Here is a 22,601-nt window from a genome sequence, read left to right on the forward strand (position 1 = left end):
TCGCTTCGTCCTCGTCGTCGTTCCGGCCCCAGCCGACCCCTGCCAGAGTCGAGACCCTACCCGATGCCCGCAGCTTGGCACGCATCGGCGTAGGCCGGCGTGCAGATGTCGTCGACGCTCCAGAACCCGTCGGCGACCACGGTGTCCATGATCTCGTCGATCGTCACCGCCACGGGGTCGAGCAGCGTGGCCGGCGTCCCCTCGATCTCCAGCGGTGCGGTGACCTCCTCGCCGTGCAGCAGCTTGACGGCGACCTCGGCGGCGAGCTCGGCCTGCGGCTTGATCGCCTTGTACACCGTCATGTACTGGTCGCCGGTGAGGATCCGCTGGATGGCCGAGAGCTCGGCATCCTGTCCGGTCACGATCGGGAGCGGATCCACGTTCGCGACCCGCAGCGCCGCGATCGCGCCGCCGGCGGTGGCGTCGTTCGCGGCGTAGACCCCCGCGATCGCATCGCCGTGCTGGGCGATCTGGCCCGACACCCACTCCTGCGCCTTCTCGGGACTCCACCCCGGCGTGTCGTACTCGGCCAGCACGCGTAGGCCGCTGTCGTCGATGATGCTGTGGGCGCCCTGCTTGAACAGCGCCGCGTTGCTGTCGGTCGGCGAGCCGTTCACCATCAGGATGCCGCTGCCGTCGTCCGTCGCGCGCATCGCGTCGACGAATGCCTGCGCCTGCAGCACGCCGACCTTCTCGTTGTCGAAGGAGATGTAGTACGCCAGGTCGCCCCCGGCGATCAGGCGGTCGTACGAGATGACCGGCACGCCCTTGGCGTTGGCGGTGCTCACGATGCTGACGGCGGCGTTGGCATCCACCGGATCGAGGACGAGCACGCCCGCGCCGGAGGTGAGGGCGGACTCCGCCTGCTGCTGCTGCTTCGCGGCGTCCTGATCGGCGTTGGCGTACAGGACGTCGTAGTCCCCGAGCTCGGCCACGCGGGCTTCGAACAGCGGCCTGTCGAACGTCTCGTAGCGTGCCGTCTTCGCATCGGGCAGGAGGAGCGCGATGGTGTCATCGCTGGGCGGGTCGTTCTCGGTGGGTGTCCCGGTGCAGGCCGAGAGCAGCGCCGCCGCGACGAGCACGACGGCGGCGGCCACCGCGGTGCGGCGCCCGCCCGGGCGCCGCCACGGCCGATCGTGTCGGATGCGGGACATCGGACGAGCCTATGCGGTGATGGGAAGCGAGGTTGCCGTCGGGAGCTGAGCGCTGACCGTCACATGGTCGAGCGCGATGGCGATCGCCCCGCGCGTCTCGGCCCACTCGCCGAAGGAGGCGCCCACGATCTCGGGCAGGCCGCCTGCCGACGGCAGTGCGGTGCGCTCGAGCGAGTGCCGCATCGGCGCCATCAGGATCTCGCCCGCCAGCCCCAGTTCGCCGCCGACGACGATGACCTCGGGATCGAAGAGATTGCAGAGGCTCGCCGCGGCGATGCCGATGTGGCGTCCCGCATCGGCGATGACGCGGCGTGCGGCGCCGTCCCCGGCCTCCGCGGCGTGGAGCAGGTCGCCGAGGCGGTGCATGCCCTCGCTCGGCGGGAACAGCGACAGCAGCGCCGGTCCGCCCGCGTAGGTCTCGAGGCACCCGCGGTTGCTGCAGCGGCAGATCGGCCCGTTCTCGTCGAGCGTGACGTGGCCGATCTGGCCCGCCTTGCCGTTGACGCCGCGGAACAGGTCCCCGCCGACCACGAGTCCGGCGCTGATGGTGTGGCCGACGCGGATGAACACGGAGGATGCGGCGGCGCGGCCGTTGCCCTCGCGCGCCTCGGCGAGTCCGCCGAGGTTCGCCTCGCTGTCGACGTGCACCGGCCGGCCGATGCGCACCGAGAGGCTCTCGGCGACGTCGACGCCCTCCCAGCCGCGCAGCAGGCCGGGGGTCGACACCATGCCGGTGCGCGGATCGATCGGCGCGGGCAGTGCCAGCCCGACGGCGAGGAGGTCCGCCAGCGACCCGCCGAGCGACTCCATCATGTCGCCGAGCAGCAGCGCGAGGCGGTCGAGCTCGGAGTCGTGGCGGTGATCCAGGGGGAGCGGGAGCGAGGACTGCGTGACGATGGTGCGCGCGGTGTCGGCGATCGCGATGTGCAGCTGCCGCGAGCTGTAGTGGACGCCGGCGACGAGACCCAGCCGCCGCGCGAGCGACACGAGGGTGGCGCGGCGACCGCTGCTCGTGGTGAACGACGTGTGGAGCAGTCCCGAGGCCGTCAGCTCTTTGACGATGTTCGACACCGTGGCGGGAGAGAGACCGGTGCTGCCGGCGAGCTCGATCTGGGTGAGGCGGCCGTGGCGCTTGAGCGACTCGACGACGCGCGCGCGATTGGCCTCGCGCAGCGAGGTCTGCGAGCCCGGCGGGGCATTACGGCGTGCCACAGGTCACACTGTAGCCCACCCCCTCGATCGTGGACCGGGCGTGGCGATTTCCCAGGTCGGCCATGGGTTCGCGGTGCAGAGACGATCCCCGTGGGGCCGCACGGACTAGCATCGGTACGCCATGCACTCCGTCGCCGAGGCGCTCCGCGCCGCACTGCCGCCGCACACCGTCGCCACCGACGCCGAGACGCTCGAGCGGCTGAGTCACGACGACGCGGAGTGGGCCGAGTTCGGGCTGCCCGCCGCCGTCGTCTTCGCATCGCGCATCGACGATGTCGTCGCGACCGTCCGCATCGCGGCGGCGCACGGGGTCGCGATCGTGCCGCGCGGCGCGGGCACCGGTCTCTCAGGAGGCGCGAACGCGACGAGCGGATGCCTCGTCCTCTCGCTCGAGCGGATGACGAGGATCGTCGAGGTCGACGCCGCCGAACGCTACGCCGTCGTGGAGGCGGGGGTGCTGAACGACGACCTGCGCCGCCACGTCGCCGCGCACGGGCTCTGGTACCCGCCCGACCCGGCGAGCCAGGCGATCTCGACCATCGGCGGGAACGTGGCGACCAACGCCGGCGGCATCTGCTGCGTGAAATACGGGGTGACCCGCGACTATGTCATCGGTATGACGGTGGTGCTCGCCGACGGCAGCATCGCGAAGCTCGGCCGCACGACCGCCAAGGGCGTCACGGGGTACGACCTGACCGGCCTGTTCGTCGGCTCCGAGGGCACGCTGGGCATCATCGTCGACGTCACGGTGAAGCTGCGACCGCTCGGCGGCCGCGAGGAACGCGCGGTCGTCGGCTATTTCCGGACGCTGACGGATGCCGGACGCGCGGTCGCCGCCGTGTCCGAGGCGGGCATCGTGCCGTCGGCGCTCGAGCTGATCGACCGCACCTGCCTGCACGCCGTGGCGCAATGGCAGGGCTGGGACCTGCCGGAGGACGCGAACGCGCTGCTGCTGGCCAAGGTGGACGAGCCCGGTGCGCGCGGCGAGGAGCTCGCCGCCGCGATCGAGGCGCACTTCCGCACGGAAGGCGGCGACCGCGTCGAACGGGCGGTGGAGCCCGCCGACATCGACCGGCTCTTCGCGGCCCGGCGCCTCGCGTACCCCGCACTGGAGCGGCTGGGCCCGGTGCTGACCGAGGACGTCTGCGTTCCGCGCGGCGCCGTTCCCGAGATGCTCGCGCGGATCGAGGCGGCAGCGGCCGACGCGGGTGTCGTGATCGCCAACATCGCGCACGCGGGCGACGGCAACCTGCATCCGCTGATCATCGCGCCGGAGGGTGACGACGATGCGAAGTCGCGTGCGAAGGCGGCGTTCGACCGCATCGTCGACGACTGCCGCGCCCTCGGCGGAACCGTCACCGGTGAGCACGGCGTGGGCCTCCTCAAGCTGGGCGGCGCGGCGGCGGAGCTCAGCCCGGTGGTGCGAGGACTGCACCGCTCGATCAAGCACGCGCTCGACCCGGCCGGGATGCTCAACCCCGGCAAGGCCTTTCCGAACGGAGACTGAGATGCCCTCGATCCACGCCGACGACTCCGTGATCCACGCAGATGACGGGGTGCGGCTGCACGTCGACGAGGCGGGAGATCCCACCGGCAGGCCGATCGTGCTGCTGGCCGGGTTCAAGGCCGCCGCCACCACTTGGCGGTACCAGGTGCCGGCGCTGGCGCGCGCGGGCTATCGGGTGCTGTCCGTCGACGTCCGCGGCCACGGCGCCGCCGAGCGACCGGCGTCGGGCGTCGACATGGCTCGTCGGGGGAGCGACGTCCGCGACGTGCTCGCGGCGCTCGACCTACGCGACGCCGTCCTGGTGGGCGGCTCGATGGGAGCGAACACCATCTGGTCGTACCTCGGCCAGGAAGGCGCGGAGCGCGTCGCCGCGGTCGTGTCGGTCGATCAGACGCCGAAGATGCTCAACACCGCCGACTGGTCGCACGGCTTCTACGGCTACACCCCGGAGAACGTGGACACGTACTTCGCCACGGGCATTCCCGAGACCGGGCACGGCACCCCGATGCTCCGGCGCGGCATGCGGCTGGTGCGCCTGCTGCGAGCCATGAAGGGCGCCGAGCGCGCGCTGAGCCCCGGCGAGCTCGCGCTCCTCAACGACCACGCCAAGGCCGACTGGCGGCCGGTGATCGCGGCGACGCCGCTGCCGGTGCTCTTCGTCGCGGGCGCCGAGAGCGAGTTCTGGCCGAGCTCGCACGCGGCGGCCGCCGCTGCGCTCGCACCGCGGGGCGAGTCGGCGGTCATCGCGCACGACGGCCATGCGGCGAACATCGAGCAGCCGGCGGCGTTCAACGCCGGGCTGCTCGACTTCCTCGCCCGCATCGGCTGACGTGCCCGCCCCCCGGGCGGCGGGCGGCGGGACCGCTACTCGCGCAGCCGCACCAGTCGCTCGTGCCCCGTCTCCTCGAGCTCGGCGATCGACTCGCGCGCCTTCACGAAGTCGTTGAACGAGCGATAGCCCAGCGCCTTCTCGCTGAACGACGGGTCCATGCGTCGCATGTGCGTCTTGACCGCCGAGCTGTGGAGCCACTCGGAGTCGTCGTTCTTGTCGTGGCCGAGCCGCAGCGCGCGCTCGAGCAGCCGGGTCGCCGTCTCCTGCGGATCCTCTGCCGGCTCCTCCACGGGCAACGGCTCCACGGGCTCCGGCGCCTCGGGAGCCGCGGCCTCGGCGCGCGCAGCGACCGTCTTGGATGAGGCGCGACGATTCGTGCGCTTAGGCGGCGCCGCGGTCTCCAGCGCCTCGTTGAGCGCGGCCTCGATCTCGGGCGCCGACCGGGTCGGGGCCGCCTCGGCGGCGTCGTCTGCAACAGTGTCGGGCGTGACGGCCTCGGGCGTGACGGCCTCGGGCGTGACGGCCTCGGGCGTGACGGCTTCCTGAGCCGCGGCATCCGTCACTGCCGTCTTCGCCGTCCCTCGACGGCCTCCCGAGCGCGGCGCCGCGGTGGCTGCTGCGCCGCCAGTCTCCTTCGCCTTCGTGGCGCGGCTCGAAGAAGCGGCCTTCGCCTTCGCCGGCGCCTTCTCCGGCGCCTTGTCGGGGGCCTTCACGGCCTTCGCGGGCTCACGCGAGAAGCGCGGGACGCCGGGCAGCGAGTCGTACGCCTCGAACTCGTCGCAGGCGGCGGCCAGCGACTTCGCCGTCGACCCGGCCACGCCGACACCCACCACGTAGCGGCCGAGGCGCTTGCATCGCTGGGCGAGCGGGACGTAGTCCGAGTCACCGGCGACGATGACGACGTGCGTGAGGTCGGGCAGGCGGAACATGTCTTCGACGGCATCCACGGCGAGGCGGATGTCGGCCCCGTTCTTGGCGTATGCCGCGGCGGGGAAGAGCTGCACCAGATCCACAGCACGGGCGACGAGCTGCGAGCGATAGATCGCGTTGACGGGAGCCGACCAGTCGGCGTACGCACGGGTGAGGACCAGCGTGCCGAAGGATGCCGCGAAGTCGATGATCGCGCCGACGTCGATCGTCGCCGCCGAGAGCCGGTCGGCGATCTCGGGATCGGCCGGGTTCTCGGCGATGCGCTGGCGGTCGCGCGAGTACGAGTTGCGGCCGTGCACGCGGTCGTACCAGGACATCACGATGTTGTCGAAGTCGAGGTACACCGCGACGCGGGGATTCTGAAGATCGGGCATGTCAGGCCTCTCCGGGGTAGCGCACGCCCACGAGCGCGCGGATCTCATCGAGCGCGGCCATGATCGCGACGGTCTCGTCGATGGGCAGCACGTCCGAATCGGTGCGACCCTCGGTGAGATAGCGCGCGGCCGCCAGCGCCTGGTACTGCATCCCGCGGCCGGCGACGTCGGAGACGAAGTCCTCGAGCACCGTGCCGTCGTGCGAGACGACACGGAATGACGTCGGGGTGTACCAGACGCGCGCGATCTCGAGGCGGGCGTCGGTTCCAATGATCGCGGCCGTGTTGGGGCCGGCCGCGCGGGAGGCGGAGAGCGTCGTGGAGAGCGCCCCGGACTCGTGGGCCATGATGGTGGCGATCTCGGTGTCTGCTCCGGTGTCGCCCAGGCGGGCGGACGCCCCGATCGACAGCGGCTCGCCGAGGATGTCCCACACGAACGACACCGGGTAGATCCCGAGGTCGAGCAGGGCGCCGCCGCCGAGTGCCAGGTCGTTGAGCCGGTGGGCGGGATCGCTCGAGATCCGCTGGGTGTGGTCGGCGGTGATCGCACGGATCTCGCCGAGCGCGCCCGAGGCCACGATCTCTCGTATGCGCACCATGTGGGGCAGATACCGCGTCCACATGGCCTCCATTGCGAGCAGTCCGCGCTCGGCCGCGGCGTCGCGGACCGCTGCGGCCTCTGCGGCGTTCAGCGTGAAGGGCTTCTCGACGAGCACGTGCTTTCCGGCCTCGAGCGCCAGCAGGGCGTTGGCGGCATGCATCGGATGCGGTGTGGCGATGTAGACGATGTCGACGTCGGGGTCGGCGACCAGGTCCTCGTACGAGCCGTGGGCACGGGGGATGTCGAAGTCGGCGGCGAACGCCTCCGCGGTCTCGCGGCGACGCGATCCCACCGCGGCGACGTCGAGCCCCGCGGTGCGGAGGTCCGCCGTGAAGGCCCGTGCGATGCCTCCGGGACCGAGGATGCCCCAGCGTGGGGAGGACGAGCCGGGGGACTGCCGGCCCGATGGTGAGGACTCTGAGGTCATGACACGAGGCTAGCGGCGGGAGCGCACCGGCGCCCGATCTGCTAGCGCGCGACGGCCTCCGGCTGCCGCGCCGCGTCGGCGCTCTGGGCGCTCTGGGCGCTCTCGGTGATCCGGTCGAGCGCGCGGGCGAGGTCGTCGACGATGTCGCGGGCGTCCTCCAGGCCGATCGACAGGCGCACCGTCGTCGGGCCGATGTGGGCCTCGGCCAGCTGCGTCGGCGACATGTGGCTGTGCGTCATCGAGGCGGGGTGGGCGACGAGGCTGCGGGCGTCGCCGATGTTGGCGACGAGCCTGACCACCTGCAGGCGCGAGATGAACTCCTCGACGAGGCGGAAGTCGGCCTCGGCATCGCCCGTCGCGGGCAGGTCGAACGCGAACACCGAGCTCACCCCGTGCGGGAGGTAGGTCTGCGCCTGGGCTCGCCACGGGCTGGAGTCGAGCCCCGGGTGGTGCACCCGCGCGACCGCGGGATGGGTCTCGAGGAACCGCGCGACGGTGAGCGCGCTCTCGGTGTGGCGCTGCATGCGGAGGTCGAGCGTCTCGAGACCCTGCAGCAGCTGGAAGGCGTTGAACGCCGACAGCGACGGGCCCAGGTCGTGGACGTACTTCGTCTTGACGAGCGCGATGTACGGCGACCCCGTCTGTCCGAAGCGCTCGACGAGGCTGCCGTCGGGGACGCGCGGGTAGGTCTGCGTCAGCTGGGGCCAGCGCTCGGGCTGGACGGTGAAGTCGAACGTGCCCAGGTCGACGACGACCCCGCCGAGCGAGGTGCCGTGGCCGCCCAGGAACTTCGTCGCGGAATGAACCACGATGTCGGCCCCGAAATCCTTGGCCCGCTGCAGGTACGGCGTCGCGACGGTGTTGTCGATCACGAGGGGCACGCTCGCGGCGCGGGCGACGGCTGCGACCGCGCCGAGGTCGAGCACCTGCGCGATGGGGTTCGAGATCGACTCGGCGAAGAGCGCGCGGGTGGTCGGACGCACGGCGGCGCGCCACGCCTCGATGTCGTCCTGGTCGACGAACGAGACCTCGATGCCCCAGTCGGCGAACGTGTCCTGCAGCAGGTCGACCGTGCCGCCGTAGAGCTGGCGCGCGGCGACGATGTGCTCGCCCTGCTTGGCGAGCGCGAGCAGCGCCACCGCGACGGCCGCCTGGCCGGACGCCACGCCCGCGGCGCCGATGCCGCCCTCGAGCTCGGCCACCCTGCGCTCGAACACGAGCACGGTCGGGTTCGCGGCCCGGCTGTAGATGTTGCCGTCCTTGCGGAGTGCGAAGAGGTCGCGCGCCTCGGACAGCGATCGGAACTCGAAGCCGTTGGACTGGTGGATGGCGGGAACAGCGGTGTTCTCCGCGACGCCGGAGTCGAACCCGGCCTGCACCTGCGCCGTCGCGAACGAGCGAGGGGCGGCCGGACGAGGCGGCAGGTCGTTGTCGGTGGCACGAGGCATGCTGACCATTGTCGAGCCGGGTGGGCCGTGCCGGTACGTCGTGTGTCGAACTGTTGCGGCGCCGGCTCCGGCGCCCCCGCGCGGCGGTAGAGCGCGCGCGGGTGAGAGGCGAGCCGGAATGGAAGCCAGAATGGGCCAGTGGCGCAGCTGATCACCCCCGCAGAACTCGACGACCTCATCCGTGCCGGCGCCGTCCGCGTGCTCGACGTCCGCTACCGCCTCGACCGTCCGGACGGCAGCGTCGAGCACCTCGAGGGACACGTGCCCGGCGCCGTGTACGTCGACATGGAGACCGAGCTCTCGCAGCACGGCCGGCCCGAGGATGGGCGGCATCCGCTCCCGTCCACCAAGGGTCTGCAGGCCGCCGCCCACCGCTGGGGTCTTCGCGACGGCGACACCGTCGTGATCTACGACGACGACCGTTCCCTCGGCGCCTCGCGCGCGTGGTGGCTGCTCACGCGCTCGGGCGTCGGCGACGTGCGCATCCTCGACGGGGGGCTCGGCGCGTGGCGGGCCGCCGGCCTGCCGCTCGAGACCGGACCCGTGGTGCCCGAGCCCGGCGACGTGTCGCTCGCCCCGCTGGCGGAGCCGGTGCTCTCGATCGACGGGGCCGCGGCGCTCGCCGCCTCCGGGGTGCTCATCGACGTGCGCGCCGCCGAGCGCTACCGCGGCGAGGTCGAGCCCGTCGACCCGATCGCGGGGCACATCCCCGGAGCCGTGAACCTTCCGACCGGCGCGTACATGGACGGTGAGCGCTTCCGGGATGCCGCGAGCCTGCGTGCACTGTTCGCCACCGTCGGCGTCACCGAGGACGTGACCGCGGCCGCCTACTGCGGGTCGGGCATCACCGCCGCGCAGGCGGTGTTCGCCGCCGAGCGGGCGGGACTGCGGCTCGGCATCTACCCGGGCTCATGGAGCCAGTGGTCGAACACTCCTGGGCGCCCGATCGCCACCGGCGCCGCGCCGGCCGAGGTCACCGCCGGCGTGTGACCCCCGGCGTCAGGGCACCAGGGTGATCTTGCCGTCCACGCCCGCCTCGATCGCGCGGTGCGCGTCTGCTGCGTCGGCGAGGGCGAATGACGGGCCGAGCTCCACCGAGAAGCGCCCCGCCGCCATCAGGGCGACCGCGACCGGCACAGCCTCGGTGCGCCACACCTGCTGCTGAGCGGTGAGCGGCTGGGGAGACCCGCCCGAGAACGCACGGATGCCGCGGCCCGCGGCATCCCGTCCGCGCACCAGCGTCGCGATCCGCTGCCGATCGGGCACCAGTTCGATCGACGTCTCCAGGGCCTCATCGGTGCCGGCCGCGTCGATCGCGACCGTCACGCCGTGCGGGGAGACGTCGCGCACGCGGTCGATGAGCCCCTCGCCGTACTCCACGGGCGTGGCGCCGAGCGCACTCAACCGTTCGAACCGGCGCTCGGACGAGGTCGCCACGACGCTCGCGCCCCACAGCACGGCCAGTTGGATGAGCGCCTGCCCGACGGCACCCGATCCGCCGTGCACGAGGAGGGTGTCGCCGTTGCCGACGGCGAGCGAGCGCAGCGCCTGGTAGGCGGTGCCGACCGGGATGCCGAGTGCGGCGCCTTCGGCGGCGCTCACGTGCGGTGCGCGGGCGAAGACCCGCCCGGCGGGGACGACCACCTCGGTCGCGTACGCGCCGGACGCACCAGCGAACACGACCGGGTCGCCGGCCCGGAACCCGTCCACCTCGTCGCCGACGGCGACCACGACGCCCGCGCCGTCGCCGCCCACGCGTCGCGGCTCGGTGATCTCGCCCGACGGGCGTGCGCCGGAGCGCAGCTTCGCATCGATCGGGTTGACGCCGGCCGCGGTGACGCGGATCGCGACCTCGTCGGGGCCGGGCACCGGCTCGGGGACGGGGATCTCGTGCAGCACTTCGGGGCCGCCGAACTCGGTGTACACGATCGCGGTGGTCATGGCGGGGGCAACTCCTGTCGTCGAGGCGGCTCTTCGCGCAGGGACTGCTCCCATCGAGCACCTAGCCGCGCAGGGCTCGCTGAATCCGCTGCAGCGACACGGGCTCCGCCGTGCCGAGCGACTGCGCGAACAGGCTCACACGGTACTCCTCGAGAAGCCACCGTGCGTGCACGAGCGGCCCCGGAGCGTCATCGAGCGGCGGGATGGTGCCGCCGGCCTCGGCGAAGACGGTCGCGGCGCGCTCGAACTCCGTCATCCGCTGCCGGTCGCGGCCCGGATTGTCGGCGAGGGTGCGGACGCGGTCCAGCGCGCCACGCAGGTACCGCGGAAGGTGCGCGAGGCGCGCCGTGCCGGTGCGCGACACGAAGCCCGGGAACACCAGACCCGCGAGCTGGCCGTTGACGTCGTTGAGGGCGCCGAGCAGCGTCAGCGAATTGCCCTCGCGCATCGCCTTCTCGACCTCGCGCGACGCCGTGAGGATCCGTGCGGCGAGCGACACGGTCTGGAAGAGCTCGTCCACGACGGCGCTCGAGAACGCGTCGCGCACCGCCTCGAAGCCGGCCCGTGTGCGCACCGGCCCGCTCGCCGCGGTGCGCGTGATGACGGCATCCGCCACCGCCACACGGCAGTCCTCGATCAGCGCCTTCGCCGACGGATACGGGGATGCCGCGAGCGCGAGCTTCTCGGCGGACGTCAGGTGCTCGAGCACGTACGCCGTGGGAGAGGCGACCGACAGCAGCACGAGCCGGCGCACGCCCGCCCGCGTGGCACGGGCCGCCGCTTCGGGAGTGGTCTCGATGCGGACGGCCACCGAGGCGTTCTCGTCGACGAGCGCGGGGTAGCCGCGCACGACGCCGCCGGCGACCTTCGTGTCGACGACCTCGGGGAGGTCGCCGAACGTCCAGTCGGTCAGCCCTGCGCGCTCGGCGAACGTCGACTCGGGCCGCGCCGCAGCACCCGGCGCGGCCGCCGATCGCGGTGCCGGCATGCCTGCCGCCGGCCCGGACGCCGGCGCCCGCGTGGTGAGCGAGCGGGAGACGGATGCCCGTGCCCGGTCGGCGAGCCGTGCCTGAAGGGCCGTGAGGTCACGGTCCGAGCCGACGGCACGGCCCCGTTCGTCGACCGCACGGAACGAGACCTGCAGGTGACCGGGCACGCGCTCCATCTCGAAGTCGGCGGTGCTCACCGGCTGACTCGCGACGCGCTGGATCCGCGCGGCGAGCGCCTCTCGCAGCCCCGTCGGCGGCAGGCCGTCGTGGGCCTCCGGACCCTGTGCGGCGAGGTCGGCCGAGAAGGTGGCCGCCCAGTCGGCCGCGGGCACCACATGGCGGCGGATGGACTTGGGAAGCGAGCGCAGCAGGGCCGTGATGAGCTCGTCGCGCATGCCCGGCACCTGCCAGTCGAACCCGGCCGGGCGCAGCTGTGCGAGGAGCGCGAGCGGCACGACCGCCGTGACGCCGTCGTCGGCGGCACCGGGTTCGAAGCGATACGCCAGCGACAGCACCTGGTCGCCCTGCGTCCACCGCGCCGGGAAGTCGCGCTCGTCGCCGCGCGAGGCCTCGTCGACGAGGTCGGCCTCGGTCATGTCCAGGAGGCGCGGCGTTCGGGCGGAGGCTTCGCGCCACCACGCCTCGAACGACCGCGCGTCGAACACGTCGCGCGGGATCCGCGCGTCGTAGAAGCGGTACACAGCCTCGTCACCCACCAGGATGTCGCGGCGCCGCTCGCGCTCCTCGACCTTCTCGAGGCGCCGCCGCAGCTCCAGGTTGCGCCGCTCGAAGGCGGTCAGCCGCTTGTCGAGGTGCGTCGAGTCCCAGTCGCCCTCGACCAGCGCGTGGCGCAGGAACAGCTCGCGCGCGAACGGACGGTCGAAACGTGCGAGCTGCACACGGCGCTTCGGCACGATCTCGAGCCCGAACAGCGTGACCTTCTCGTAGGCGGATGCCGCACCCGACGCCTTCGACCAGTGCGGCTCGCTCAGCGACCGCTTGGCGAGGTCGCCTGCCAGCGGCTCGGCCCACTCCGGGTCGATCGCGGCGACGGTGCGGGCGAACAGCCGGCTGGTCTCGACGACCTCCGCCGCCATCACCGCGCTCGGGCGCTTCTTCTTGAGCCCCGAGCCCGGGAAGATCGCGAAGCGCGTGCCACGCGAGCCCAGGTACTCGGCGCCGCGGCGCTGGTCGGCGCGGTCGGCGCGGTCGGACGATCGGCCGCGTACGGCGGTGCCGGTCGTGCGCTCGTCGAGGATGCCGAGCTGCGACAGCAGGCCCGAGAGGATCGCCTTGTGGATCTGGTCGGCGTCGGCGGCGCCTCCGTGACCGGTCCCTGAGTCTGCGTGACCGGTCCCTGAGCCTGCGTGACCGGTCCCTGCGCCTGTCGAAGGGCGCGGAGCTTTCACCAGGGTGCTCAGCTGCCGGTGCACGTCGGCCCACTCGCGGACGCGCACATAGTTGAGGTGCTCGGCGCGGCACAGCCGCCGGAACGCGCTCGAGCCGAGCTCGGACTGCTTCCCCCGCAGATGGTTCCAGAGGTTCAGGAGGCTCACGAAGTCGCTGGTCGGGTCGGTGAACCGCGCGTGCAGGCGGTCGGCCTCCTCGCGCCGGTCTTCGGGGCGCTCCCGCACATCCTGGATGGACAGCCCGGCGACGATCGCCAGCACGTCGCGGAGGACCCCGGTGCGGCGGGCCTCGACGAGCATGCGGGCGAAGCGCGGGTCGATCGGCAGGCGCGCGATCTCGCGGCCGAGGTCGGTGAGCGTCGGGTGGCGTTTCGTCTCGCTCGTTCCTCGCTCGCTCAACGACCGATCCGTCACGGCGCCGAGCTCGACCAGCAGGTCGAACGCCGCCTTCACGCCGCGGGAGTCCGGCGGGGTGAGGAACGGGAACGACGAGATGTCGCCGAACCCGAGCGACAGCATCTGCAGGATGACCGAGGCCAGGCTCGTGCGCAGGATCTCGGGCTCGGTGAACTCGGGCCGGCTGTCGAAATCCTCCTCGGAGTACAGCCGGATCGCGATGCCGTCGCTGGTGCGTCCGGCGCGGCCGGAGCGCTGCTGCGCGGACGCCTGCGACACGGCCTCGATCGGCAGACGCTGCACCTTGCTGCGGTTGCTGTACCGCGAGATGCGGGCCGTGCCGGTGTCGACGACGTACCGGATGCCGGGCACCGTCAGGCTCGTCTCGGCCACGTTCGTCGCGAGGATCACACGACGACGGATGCCGGCGACCCGCGACCGCTCGAACACGCGGTGCTGCTCGGCCGCCGAGAGCCGCCCGTACAGCGGCAGCACTTCGGTGGGTGCGGCATCCTTCGCGTACATGCCCCGCACCGCATCCGCGGCGTCCCGGATCTCGGCCTCGCCGGGAAGGAAGACCAGCACGTCGCCCGCGGGCTCCCGGTCCAGTTCGCGAAGCGCCGACGTGATGCCGTCGACGTCGTCGGTCTCGTCCGCGTCCTTGGTGGGGCGAGCCGGCGGGCGGTAGCGGATCTCCACCGGGTAGGTGCGTCCCGACACCTCGATGATGGGCGCAGGGGTGCCGTCGGGTTTCGCGAAGTGCTCGGCGAAGCTCTGCGGGTCGATCGTCGCACTGGTGATGACGACCTTGAGATCGGGGCGCTTGGGGAGGATCCGCCGCAGGTACCCGAGCAGGAAGTCGACGTTGAGAGACCGCTCGTGGGCCTCGTCGACGATGACCATGTCGTAGCGACGCAGCAGCCGGTCTCGGTGGATCTCGTTGAGGAGGATCCCATCGGTCACGAGAGCGATGCGCGTCTCCTCCGACACCTTGTCGGTGAAGCGCACCTTGTAGCCGACGGTCGAGCCGAGCGGCACCTGCATCTCCTCGGCGATGCGCTCGGCGATCGTCCGGGCAGCGATGCGGCGGGGCTGCGTGTGGGCGATGCGCGTGCGGCCGAGCTCCAGCGCGATCTTGGGGAGCTGGGTCGTCTTGCCCGAGCCGGTCGCACCGGCCACGATGACGACCTGGTTGTCGCGGATCGCGCGCGCGATCTCGTCCCGCGCGGCGCTGACGGGAAGCTCCGGCGGAAACGAGATGACGGGTGCGGGCGCAGACATAGCCTTCGATCGTATCCCGTCCGGCGGGCCGGTCAGCCCTGCCTGCCGCGTCACGTCGTGCGAGGCGGCCGCGCAAAGGGGGTTGTGTCGCAGAGAACTTTGCGATACAAAGTTGATATGGCGATCGACACGAACCGCGGATCCGCGCCGTCGCACCCCCGACCGCGGACCGGCGACGGCGCGCTCGCCTGGGGCATCGGCCTGCCGGCCCTGCGCGTGGCACTGGTCGCGGTGGCCTGCACGCTGGCGTGGCTCGTGGTCGGCCTCAGTGCGGAGTGGATGCCGTACCCCTTGCCGCCGATGTTCGCTGCGATCGCGATGCTGCCGGTCAACCTCGTGTGCCTCGCGCTGGTGGTACGGCGGCTGCGATCGCAGGGCCGCCACGTGGGCGATCTCGTCGGCTACCGCCGCGGCCGGCTGGGCCGCGACATCCTGTGGGGCCTGCTGTGGCTGGTGGTGCTCTACGTGCCGTTCACGCTGACCGTCATGCTGGTGATGGCGCTGCTGCACGGCGACGCCATGTACGTCGCGTTCGAGACCGTCTTCTTCGATCCCGAGGCGAGCTTCCCCGTCTCTCCGGGGGTCGCCGCCGTGCTGGCCGTCGTCGCCGTGGTGACCTTCGCGCCGCTGAACGCTCCCGCAGAAGAGCTGCTGTACCGCGGCACGGCGCAGCAGGATCTGACGAGACGGATGCCGGTGGTCGTCGCGATCCTCGTGGCATCGGCGTTCTACGGGCTGCAGCATGTCTGGTACGCGCCGACGCCCGACGCGGTGCTCGTGTACGCGTGCGCCTTCTTCGTCTGGGGAGTCGGCTCCGGTCTCATCGCGTGGCGACAGCGCCGGCTGCTGCCCATCATCGTCGCCCACTTCCTGGTCGACCTGCTCACGTCGCTGCCCGCCCTCGCCGTGCCCTTCCTCCTCGCGAACGGAGCATCATGACCCTTCCCGATCCGCCCGCCGGCCCGGGTGACGACATGCGGGACGATCCGCGCGAAGTCGCGGCGATGCTGGAGCTGGTCCGCTCCGAGCAGGATCGGATGACTCGGCGCCTCGCCGCCGGCGTCCCGGTCATCCTGCTCGCCTGGGGGATGGCGTGGTTCGTCGGGTTCCTGCTGCTGTGGATGATCGATGGAGCGCGGCCCGCCTTCGCGATCCCCGTCGCGGTGGCCGCGGTGGCATTCGCGGCGCTCATGGCGGGAGCGCTGGTCGTCAGCGCTGTCGTGGGGGCGCGCATGGGCCGCGGCATCCGTCAGGCTCCCGGCGCGGCGTGGACCGGCATCGTGTTCGGACTCACGTGGCCCATCGGGTTCCTTGCGATCATGGCGCTCGGTCGCGCACTGGTGGTGAACGGGATGCCGCCGGAGCTGGGCAGCATCTACTACCCGACGTCGGCGACGATCTTCGTCGGCATCATGTACGTGCTGGCCGGCGGAATCTGGCGCAACTGGCAGTCGATCGCGATGGGCGCCTGGATCCTCGTCGTCGCCGCCGTGGCCCCCTTCTTCGGCTATCCCACCCACTACCTGGTGTTCGCGCTCGCGGGCGGCGGCGTCTTCCTGGTGGGTGCGCTGGTCGCCTGGCTGTGGCTGCGCGAGAGCCGTCGCCGTCCCGAGCCCGACGAGGACGCCGATGAGTGAGCTGGATCCGATCATCCACGCCGCCGCGCGGCTGCGCATCACCGCGGCGCTGGCGACGCTCGACGCGGGTGAGAGCATCACCTTCCCCCGCCTGCAGGAGCTGCTCGACATGACCGCGGGCAACCTGTCCACGCACCTGCGCAAGCTCGAGGAGGCGGGGTACGTCGCGGTCGACAAGACCCACCGCGGGCGCACGCCGGTGACCTATCTGGCTCTCACCAAACAGGGGCGACGCGCCTTCGAGGACTACGTCGAGACCCTCCGATCCGTGCTGGGAGAATCCGCATGACCATCGCCGAGTTCGCACACGTCACACGCCGCTACGGAGATCTCGTCGCCGTCGACGACGTCAGCCTCGAGATCGACCCCGGCGTCATCGTCGGGCTCCTCGGGCCCAACGGGGCGGGCAAGACCACGCTCCTCTCGCTGCTGCAGGGTCTGCGCCGCCCGACCTCCGGGCGAGTGACACTGTTCGGCGCAGACCCCTCCGACGCGCACGCGCGGCGCCTGCTCGGATCGACCCCGCAGGAGACCGCACTGCCCGACACGCTGCGCGTCGGCGAGGTGCTCGACTACGTCGGCGGACACTTCGCCGATCGGGCGCCGACGGGGGAGCTGGCCGTGGAGTTCGGCCTCGACGAGCTGCTGCGGCGGCAGTGCGGGTCGCTCTCCGGCGGCCAGAAGAGACGTGTCGCGGTCGCCCTCGCGTTCGTCGGGCGCCCGCGGCTCGTCCTCCTCGACGAGCCGACCACCGGCCTCGACGTGGATGCGCGCCGCACGCTGTGGGCCGCCATCCGTCGCCAGCACGAGGCGGGTGCGACGGTCGTCGTCACCAGCCACTACCTCGAAGAGATCGAGGCGCTCGCCCAGCGCGTCGTGGTGCTCGGAGACGGGCGCGTGCTCGCCGACGACACCGTCGCGCGCGTGATCTCGCGCGTGGGCGTCAGCCGCGTCGAGCTGTCCGCGTCCGACAGTGGCGCGATCGCCGCACTCCCGAGCGTCGTGCAGCACGAGAGTATCGACGGGCGCGAGATGTTCACCGTGACCGACGCCGATGCGTTCGTGCGGGAGCTCGTGGTGTCGGGTGCCGACTTCCGCGCTCTCACCGTGCGGGGAGCAACGCTCGAGGAGGCCTTCCTCGCGCTCACCGAGGCGTCCGCGCCGGGCTCGGGCCCGGCGGCGGCCTCCCGCCGGAAGGACGTCGCATGACCAGCTCGCCCACCGCCGCGCCGGCGACCCGTCGAACCGACGGGCGAACGCCGCCGTCGACCCTGCGCCTCACGACGCTGCACGCGAAGTACGTTCTCATCGAGACGTTCCGTGTGCCGATCGCCGTGATCGGGACCATCGTCTTCCCGGCCGTCTCGCTGCTGTTCTTCGTCGTGCCCCAGCGCGCGGTCGCCGACCACCCGCTCTTTGCGACGCAGGCCGTCATCTCGGTGTGCGTGTTCGCGGTCATGGCGAACGCGCTGTTCTCGTTCGGGCTCACGATCTCGGAGAACCGCGAGAAGCCGTGGGATCCGTACCTGCGGACGCTGCCCGCGCCGGGACTCGCCCGTGTGCTGGCGCAGATCCTCTCCACCGGCGCACTGGGGATCGTGGCCATCGTGCCCGTGATCGTCATCGGCGGCCTCTTCACCGCGGCCGAAGCGCCGCCGCACCGGGTCGTTGCGGGACTCATCGCGCTCGCGGTGTCGGCCGTCCCCTTCATGCTGATCGGCACGGCGGTCGGCTACGCGTTCCCCTTCAAGGCGGCGATCGCCGTGATCCAGATCGTGATGTTCGCGCTGGCGTTCATCGGCGGGCTGTTCCTGCCTCCGATCCTCTTCGCCGACTGGCTCAACGCGATCTCGAAGTTCACCCCCTCGCGGCAGGCCCGCGAGTTCGTGATCTGGGCCGTCTCCGGCGGTCCGCTCGAGTGGTGGGTGTGGGTCGGGATCCTGGCGTGGACGGTCGCGATGCTCGTCCTCTCGCTGGTGCTCTACCAGCGTGACGAGGGCAAGCGCTACCGCTGACCGGCACGCGGCGACGCGCCTAGGCTGGAAACATGACAGTCCCCAGCGTGACCTTGAACGACGGCAACACCATCCCGCAGCTCGGCTACGGCGTCTTCAAGGTGCCGCCGGCCGACACCGAGCGGGCCGTCGCCGAGGCGCTCGAGGTCGGCTACCGTCACATCGACACCGCCGCGATCTACGGCAACGAGGAGGGCGTGGGAGCGGCGATCGCCGCGAGCAGTATCCCGCGCGACGAGCTGTTCATCACGACGAAGCTCTGGAACGACCGTCACGACGGCGACGAGCCGAACGCCGCGATCACCGAGAGCCTCGACAAGCTCGGGCTCGAGCGCGTCGATCTGTACCTGGTGCACTGGCCGACGCCGGCGCGCGACAACTATCTGCACGCGTGGGAGAAGCTCATCGAGCTGCGGGACGCCGGCCTCACCCGCAGCATCGGCGTCTCGAACCACCTGGTGCCCCACCTCGAGAAGATCGTCTCGGCCACCGGCGTCGCGCCCGCCGTCAACCAGATCGAGCTGCACCCGGCCTACCAGCAGCGCGAGATCACCGACTGGGCAGCGGCCCACGACGTCAGGATCGAGTCCTGGGGGCCGCTCGGACAGGGCAAGTACGACCTCTTCGACGCGGTGCCCGTGGCGACCGCCGCCGCGGCGCATGGCAGGACGCCCGCGCAGGCCGTGCTGCGCTGGCACCTGCAGAAGGGCTTCATCGTCTTCCCGAAGTCGGTGCGTCGCGAGCGCCTCGAGGAGAACCTCGACGTCTTCGGCTTCGAGCTCACCCCCGAAGAGATGGCCGACATCGACGCGATGGACCCCGGCGACGGCAGCGGTCGCGTCAGCGCGCACCCCGACGAGTTGAACTGACCGCTCGAGAGCGGGAGGAGCGGATGCCGTGAACCCACGTCTCGCGGAAGCAACGAGCCCGTACCTGAGAGCCCACGCGGGCAATCCGGTCGCGTGGTTCCCGTGGGGCGAGGAGGCGTTCGCCGAGGCGCGGCGCCGCGACGTGCCCGTGATGGTGTCGATCGGCTACTCGACCTGCCACTGGTGCCACGTGATGGCCCGCGAGTCGTTCGAGGACGCAGCGACCGCTGCGGAGCTCGACGCCGGCTTCGTGTCGATCAAGGTGGACCGCGAGGAGCACCCTGAGGTCGATGCGGCGTACATGGCAGCGGCCGCCGCGTTCACCCCGAGCCTCGGGTGGCCGCTCACGGTGTTCGCGACACCAGAGGGCCGGCCGTTCTATGCGGGCACCTACTTCCCGCCGCAGCCGCGCGCCGGCTTCCCCGCCTTCCGGCAGGTGCTGGCCGCGGTGCAGGAGGCGTGGACCGAACGGCGCGAACAGATCGACGAGACCGCGAACGCGATCGCCGGCGCGCTCGCCGACGTGCGCGACGCTGCGCCGGCCTCCCAGAACGCCGTGCCCGCCGCTGACGACCTCGTCGCAGCGGCTCACGCTCTCGCCGGCCGCGAGGATCCACGCCACGGCGGGTTCGGCGACCCCGCGTCCGACGCCCCCAAGTTCCCGGTGGGGACGGCACTGCGGTTCCTGCAGACCCGCGTGGTCCGGGAGCGGGCGGGGGAGGCATCCGTCGTCGCCGACCGTGCTCTCGCGGCCATGGCGTCGTCGCCGCTGCGCGACGCCGTCGAGGGAGGCTTCTTCCGCTACGCGACCCGCCCCGACTGGACCGTGCCCCACTACGAGCGCATGCTCACCGACAACGCCCAGCTGCTGGATGTCGCCATGGACGCAGCGGCGATGGACACGGCGGACGCTCGGCACGATGTCGCGCGCGGCATCGCCGGCTTCCTCATCGAGGTGCTCCAGCAGCCGGGCGGCGGTTTCGGCGCCGCCCAGGACTCGGAGTCGTGGATCGACGGCGTCCGCAGCGAGGGCGGCTACTACTTCCGCGACGCCGCCGGGCGCGCCCCGCTCGAGCCGCCGGCCGTGGACGGCAAGGTGGTCAGCGGCTGGAACGGCCTCGCGATCGGCGCGCTGGCCCGTGCGGGTGCACGCCTCGACGAGGCGTCGTGGATCGACGCCGCGCGCTGGGCGGCCGACGCCGTTCTCGAGACGAACGTGGCCGCCGACGGCCGGCTGCTGCGCGCCTCGCTCGACGAGATCCCGTCACGGGCGCACGCGACCCTCGCCGACCACGGCCAGCTCGCGGGCGGACTCCTCGCTCTCGCGGTGGCGACCGGCGAGGTCGCCTACGCGGTCCGGGCGCGGGAGCTCGTCGACTCCTGTGTGGCACCGGACGGCCACGTGGCGGTGCCCGGCGGAGGAGACCCGGTGCTGACCCGGCAGGGGATCGGAGCGCCGGATGCCGCCTCCGACGCCGACGAGCCCTCCGGCCCGGCGGCGCTCGCCGAAGCAGCCGCGGCGCTCTGGACCCTCGGCGCCGGCGAGCAGTACCGCGCTCTCGCCGAGCGGCTCGTCTCGACGCACGCATCGGCCGCCCTCGCGCAGCCGCTCGCGTACGGCGCGCTGCTGCGGGTCGCCACGAGCGTCGCCGTCGCGCCGCGGCAGGTCGTGGTCGTCACGACGGACACCGGCGCCGCGATCGCGACCGCGGCCCGCGGCATCCGTGCCGACGTCGTCAGCATCGTGTCGCCGGAGCAGGTCACCGCGTGGGAGGACGCCGGATTCGGGCTGTTCGCCGACAAGGCGCTGCGCGACGGGCGGGCGACCGCCTACGACTGCCGCGATTTCGCGTGCCGACTGCCGGTCACCGACCCCGAGGACCTGCAGGCCTGAGGCCCAGACCGCCTCAGACCCAGCTGTCGAGCCACATGTGCAGGTGCCAGAAGTCGTACGGCACGTTGACCGCCGAGATGACCGGGTACCAGAAGACGGAGAGCGCGAGCGCGACCCCGAGGAACACCAGCACGAGGCGCTGACCGGTCAGACGGCGGTAGGTCCCCGCCGTCGGGGGGCCGGCGATGTCCTTGAGCGCGAAGGTGAGCGCCAGCAGCATGAAGGGCAGGATGAGCACCGTGTAGAACTGGAACACCGTGCGCGCGGGCAGGAACAGCCAGGGGACGTACGTGACGGCGATGCCGGTGAGCACGAGCGCGTAGCGCCAGTCGCGGGCGACCACGAAGCGGTACGCCAGGTACAGGACGGCGGCCACTCCTGCGTACCAGATGAGCGGATTCGGCATCGTCGCGATGACTTCGCTGCACCCGTTCGGGACGGTGCATCCGTTCACGCCGAACGCGTCGTGGTGGTAGTACACGCCGGTCGGCCGGATCAGGAGCGGCCATTGCCAGGCCGGGCTGGCGTACGCGTGGGCGGAGGTGATCCCCGCCGTCGACGTGTACATCGCCACGTGGTAGAGCCAGAGGCTCTCGAGGGGGTTGCTTCCGGCATGACGGTCGTACCCGCCGTCGGTGACGAGCCAGCCGGTCCACGACGCCAGGTACACGAGCAACGCGACGGGGACGAACAGCACGAACGTGACGAGGCCCTGGCGCACGGCATCCGTCGGCCAGAACACCACGCCCGCCCGCCGGCGGGCGAGCGCGTCCGTCACCACGAGGTAGACGCCGAGACCCGCCAGCACCCACGCGCCCGACCATTTGACGGCGGTCGCGGCGCCCAGCGCCGCACCGGCCGCGATGAGCCACGGCCGGTTCCACAGCAGGGGCCCCCACGAGGTCTGTCTCGCACCGGACGGCTCGTCGCCGTCGTGGCGTGCGGCGACCGTCTCGGCGATGCGCGTCATCGTGCGCTCGCGATCGCGCAGTACGAACAGGAACGCGAGCAGCACGAAGAAGGTCAGCGGGGTGTCGAGCAGCGCGACGCGGCTCATCGAGATCGCGAGGCCGTCGACGGCCATGAGGAGCCCCGCGACGACCGCGAAGGTGGTAGACCTCGTCAGGCGCTTCGCGATGAGCATCAGCAGGAGCACCGAGGCGATGCCGAGGAGCGCGGTCGTGATGCGCCAGCCCCACCCGGACTCGGGGCCGAGCACCATCATGCCCAGCGCGATGATCCACTTGCCGAGCGGGGGATGCACCACGAAGGCCGGGTTCGTGGTGAACACGCCGGGGTCGCCCGAGAGGAACCGCTCGTTGCCATCGCCGGGCCAGGATGCCTCGTACCCGAGGTTCAGCAGCGTCCAGGCGTCCTTGACGTAGTACGTCTCGTCGAACTGGTTCATCAGGTCGTGCGCGGCGGCGAGGTTCCAGAGGCGCAGCACGGCGGCGATCACGAGGACGATCGCGGGCCCCAGCCATGCGTACAGCCGCCGGGCGCGCGCGTCCTCGCTCAGGCGGCGTGCGAAGCGGTCGTAGAGACTCGGTCGTGCCGGGGGGAGGAGCGGCGCGGCGGGCGGGTCGGCAGCGGGCGGGTCGGCAGCGGGCGGGTCGGCAGCGGGCTGGTCGACAGCGGGCCGGTCGACAGCGGGCCGCGGGGCATCCGTCACCCGGCCAAGTCTAG

18 protein-coding genes and 1 pseudogene are annotated in these 22,601 nt (G+C 72.0%); 10 read left to right on the top strand and 9 right to left on the bottom strand.

Annotation, left to right across the window (positions count from 1 at the left end):
- Positions 1-56 precede the first annotated feature (56 nt).
- Positions 57-1,154: a substrate-binding domain-containing protein gene (locus B2K11_RS12400; protein WP_163618597.1), complete on the bottom strand. Its 1,098-nt coding sequence runs from the start codon at positions 1,152-1,154 to the stop codon at positions 57-59.
- A 9-nt stretch (positions 1,155-1,163) separates the two neighbouring features.
- Complete coding sequence (locus tag B2K11_RS12405) at positions 1,164-2,366, bottom strand: ROK family transcriptional regulator (RefSeq protein ID WP_204260110.1); 1,203 nt, start codon at positions 2,364-2,366, stop codon at positions 1,164-1,166.
- Between the two features lie 121 nt (positions 2,367-2,487).
- Here B2K11_RS12405 and B2K11_RS12410 point away from each other — a divergent pair, with 121 nt between their 5' ends.
- Both B2K11_RS12410 and B2K11_RS12415 read left to right on the top strand, forming a co-directional pair.
- Positions 2,488-3,873 carry an FAD-linked oxidase C-terminal domain-containing protein gene (locus B2K11_RS12410; protein WP_163618598.1) on the top strand — a complete coding sequence of 462 codons (1,386 nt, stop codon included), beginning with the start codon at positions 2,488-2,490 and terminating at the stop codon, positions 3,871-3,873.
- 1 nt (position 3,874) lies between these two features.
- Positions 3,875-4,702 (top strand): alpha/beta hydrolase, encoded by an 828-nt coding sequence (locus B2K11_RS12415; protein ID WP_163618599.1) that lies wholly within the window; start codon positions 3,875-3,877, stop codon positions 4,700-4,702.
- Between the two features lie 35 nt (positions 4,703-4,737).
- Here the strand turns inward: B2K11_RS12415 and B2K11_RS20825 are convergent, their stop codons facing one another.
- The 4 genes and pseudogenes from B2K11_RS20825 to B2K11_RS12435 all read right to left on the bottom strand — a co-directional run bounded on the left by B2K11_RS20825 (position 4,738) and on the right by B2K11_RS12435 (position 8,484).
- Complete coding sequence (locus tag B2K11_RS20825; RefSeq protein ID WP_345770782.1) at positions 4,738-5,418, bottom strand: OST-HTH/LOTUS domain-containing protein; 681 nt, start codon at positions 5,416-5,418, stop codon at positions 4,738-4,740.
- A gap of 30 nt (positions 5,419-5,448) precedes the next feature.
- Positions 5,449-6,009, bottom strand: a pseudogene (locus tag B2K11_RS20830) (NYN domain-containing protein); the annotation flags it as partial.
- A gap of 1 nt (position 6,010) precedes the next feature.
- Positions 6,011-7,036, bottom strand: a complete 1,026-nt coding sequence (locus tag B2K11_RS12430) for a Gfo/Idh/MocA family oxidoreductase (RefSeq protein WP_163618600.1) — start codon at positions 7,034-7,036, stop codon at positions 6,011-6,013.
- A 41-nt stretch (positions 7,037-7,077) separates the two neighbouring features.
- Positions 7,078-8,484 carry a PLP-dependent transferase gene (locus tag B2K11_RS12435; RefSeq protein ID WP_163618601.1) on the bottom strand — a complete coding sequence of 469 codons (1,407 nt, stop codon included), beginning with the start codon at positions 8,482-8,484 and terminating at the stop codon, positions 7,078-7,080.
- 138 nt (positions 8,485-8,622) lie between these two features.
- Between B2K11_RS12435 and B2K11_RS12440 the strand changes: the two genes are divergently transcribed.
- A complete protein-coding gene (locus B2K11_RS12440) occupies positions 8,623-9,474 on the top strand; it encodes a sulfurtransferase (RefSeq protein ID WP_163618602.1) in 852 nt (283 codons plus the stop codon).
- 9 nt (positions 9,475-9,483) lie between these two features.
- On the opposite strand, the gene B2K11_RS12445 is transcribed toward B2K11_RS12440, so the two are convergent.
- Both B2K11_RS12445 and hrpA read right to left on the bottom strand, forming a co-directional pair.
- Positions 9,484-10,425 carry an NADP-dependent oxidoreductase gene (locus B2K11_RS12445; RefSeq protein WP_163618603.1) on the bottom strand — a complete coding sequence of 314 codons (942 nt, stop codon included), beginning with the start codon at positions 10,423-10,425 and terminating at the stop codon, positions 9,484-9,486.
- A gap of 61 nt (positions 10,426-10,486) precedes the next feature.
- Positions 10,487-14,500, bottom strand: coding sequence for an ATP-dependent RNA helicase HrpA (gene hrpA / locus B2K11_RS12450; RefSeq protein ID WP_163618604.1), 4,014 nt, complete (start codon positions 14,498-14,500; stop codon positions 10,487-10,489).
- 117 nt (positions 14,501-14,617) lie between these two features.
- Here hrpA and B2K11_RS12455 point away from each other — a divergent pair, with 117 nt between their 5' ends.
- From B2K11_RS12455 to B2K11_RS12485, 7 genes are read left to right on the top strand one after another with little or no spacing between them, the layout of a single operon-like run.
- The gene (locus tag B2K11_RS12455) at positions 14,618-15,439 is read left to right on the top strand and encodes a CPBP family intramembrane glutamic endopeptidase (RefSeq protein WP_163618605.1); all 822 of its coding nucleotides are present in this window, start codon (positions 14,618-14,620) and stop codon (positions 15,437-15,439) included.
- Entirely contained in the window at positions 15,436-16,137 is a 702-nt protein-coding gene (locus tag B2K11_RS12460) for a hypothetical protein (RefSeq protein WP_163618606.1), read from the top strand. Before B2K11_RS12455 ends, B2K11_RS12460 begins: the two co-directional genes overlap by 4 nt.
- A complete protein-coding gene (locus tag B2K11_RS12465; RefSeq protein ID WP_163618607.1) occupies positions 16,130-16,426 on the top strand; it encodes a transcriptional regulator in 297 nt (98 codons plus the stop codon). The genes B2K11_RS12460 and B2K11_RS12465 overlap by 8 nt, the downstream gene beginning before the upstream one ends.
- On the top strand, positions 16,423-17,346 hold the full coding sequence (locus tag B2K11_RS12470) for an ABC transporter ATP-binding protein (RefSeq protein WP_163618608.1): 924 nt from the start codon (positions 16,423-16,425) through the stop codon (positions 17,344-17,346). Before B2K11_RS12465 ends, B2K11_RS12470 begins: the two co-directional genes overlap by 4 nt.
- Positions 17,343-18,152: an ABC transporter permease gene (locus B2K11_RS12475; protein ID WP_163618609.1), complete on the top strand. Its 810-nt coding sequence runs from the start codon at positions 17,343-17,345 to the stop codon at positions 18,150-18,152. Before B2K11_RS12470 ends, B2K11_RS12475 begins: the two co-directional genes overlap by 4 nt.
- A gap of 32 nt (positions 18,153-18,184) precedes the next feature.
- On the top strand, positions 18,185-19,021 hold the full coding sequence (locus B2K11_RS12480; protein ID WP_163618610.1) for an aldo/keto reductase: 837 nt from the start codon (positions 18,185-18,187) through the stop codon (positions 19,019-19,021).
- A gap of 28 nt (positions 19,022-19,049) precedes the next feature.
- Entirely contained in the window at positions 19,050-20,915 is a 1,866-nt protein-coding gene (locus tag B2K11_RS12485; protein ID WP_163618611.1) for a DUF255 domain-containing protein, read from the top strand.
- A 13-nt stretch (positions 20,916-20,928) separates the two neighbouring features.
- On the opposite strand, the gene B2K11_RS12490 is transcribed toward B2K11_RS12485, so the two are convergent.
- A complete protein-coding gene (locus B2K11_RS12490; RefSeq protein ID WP_163618612.1) occupies positions 20,929-22,587 on the bottom strand; it encodes a glycosyltransferase family 39 protein in 1,659 nt (552 codons plus the stop codon).
- Positions 22,588-22,601: the final 14 nt, after the last annotated feature.

Origin of the sequence: Microbacterium sp. B35-30, from assembly GCF_010634855.1 — a bacterium.
In the GTDB taxonomy this organism is placed as follows: domain Bacteria; phylum Actinomycetota; class Actinomycetes; order Actinomycetales; family Microbacteriaceae; genus Microbacterium.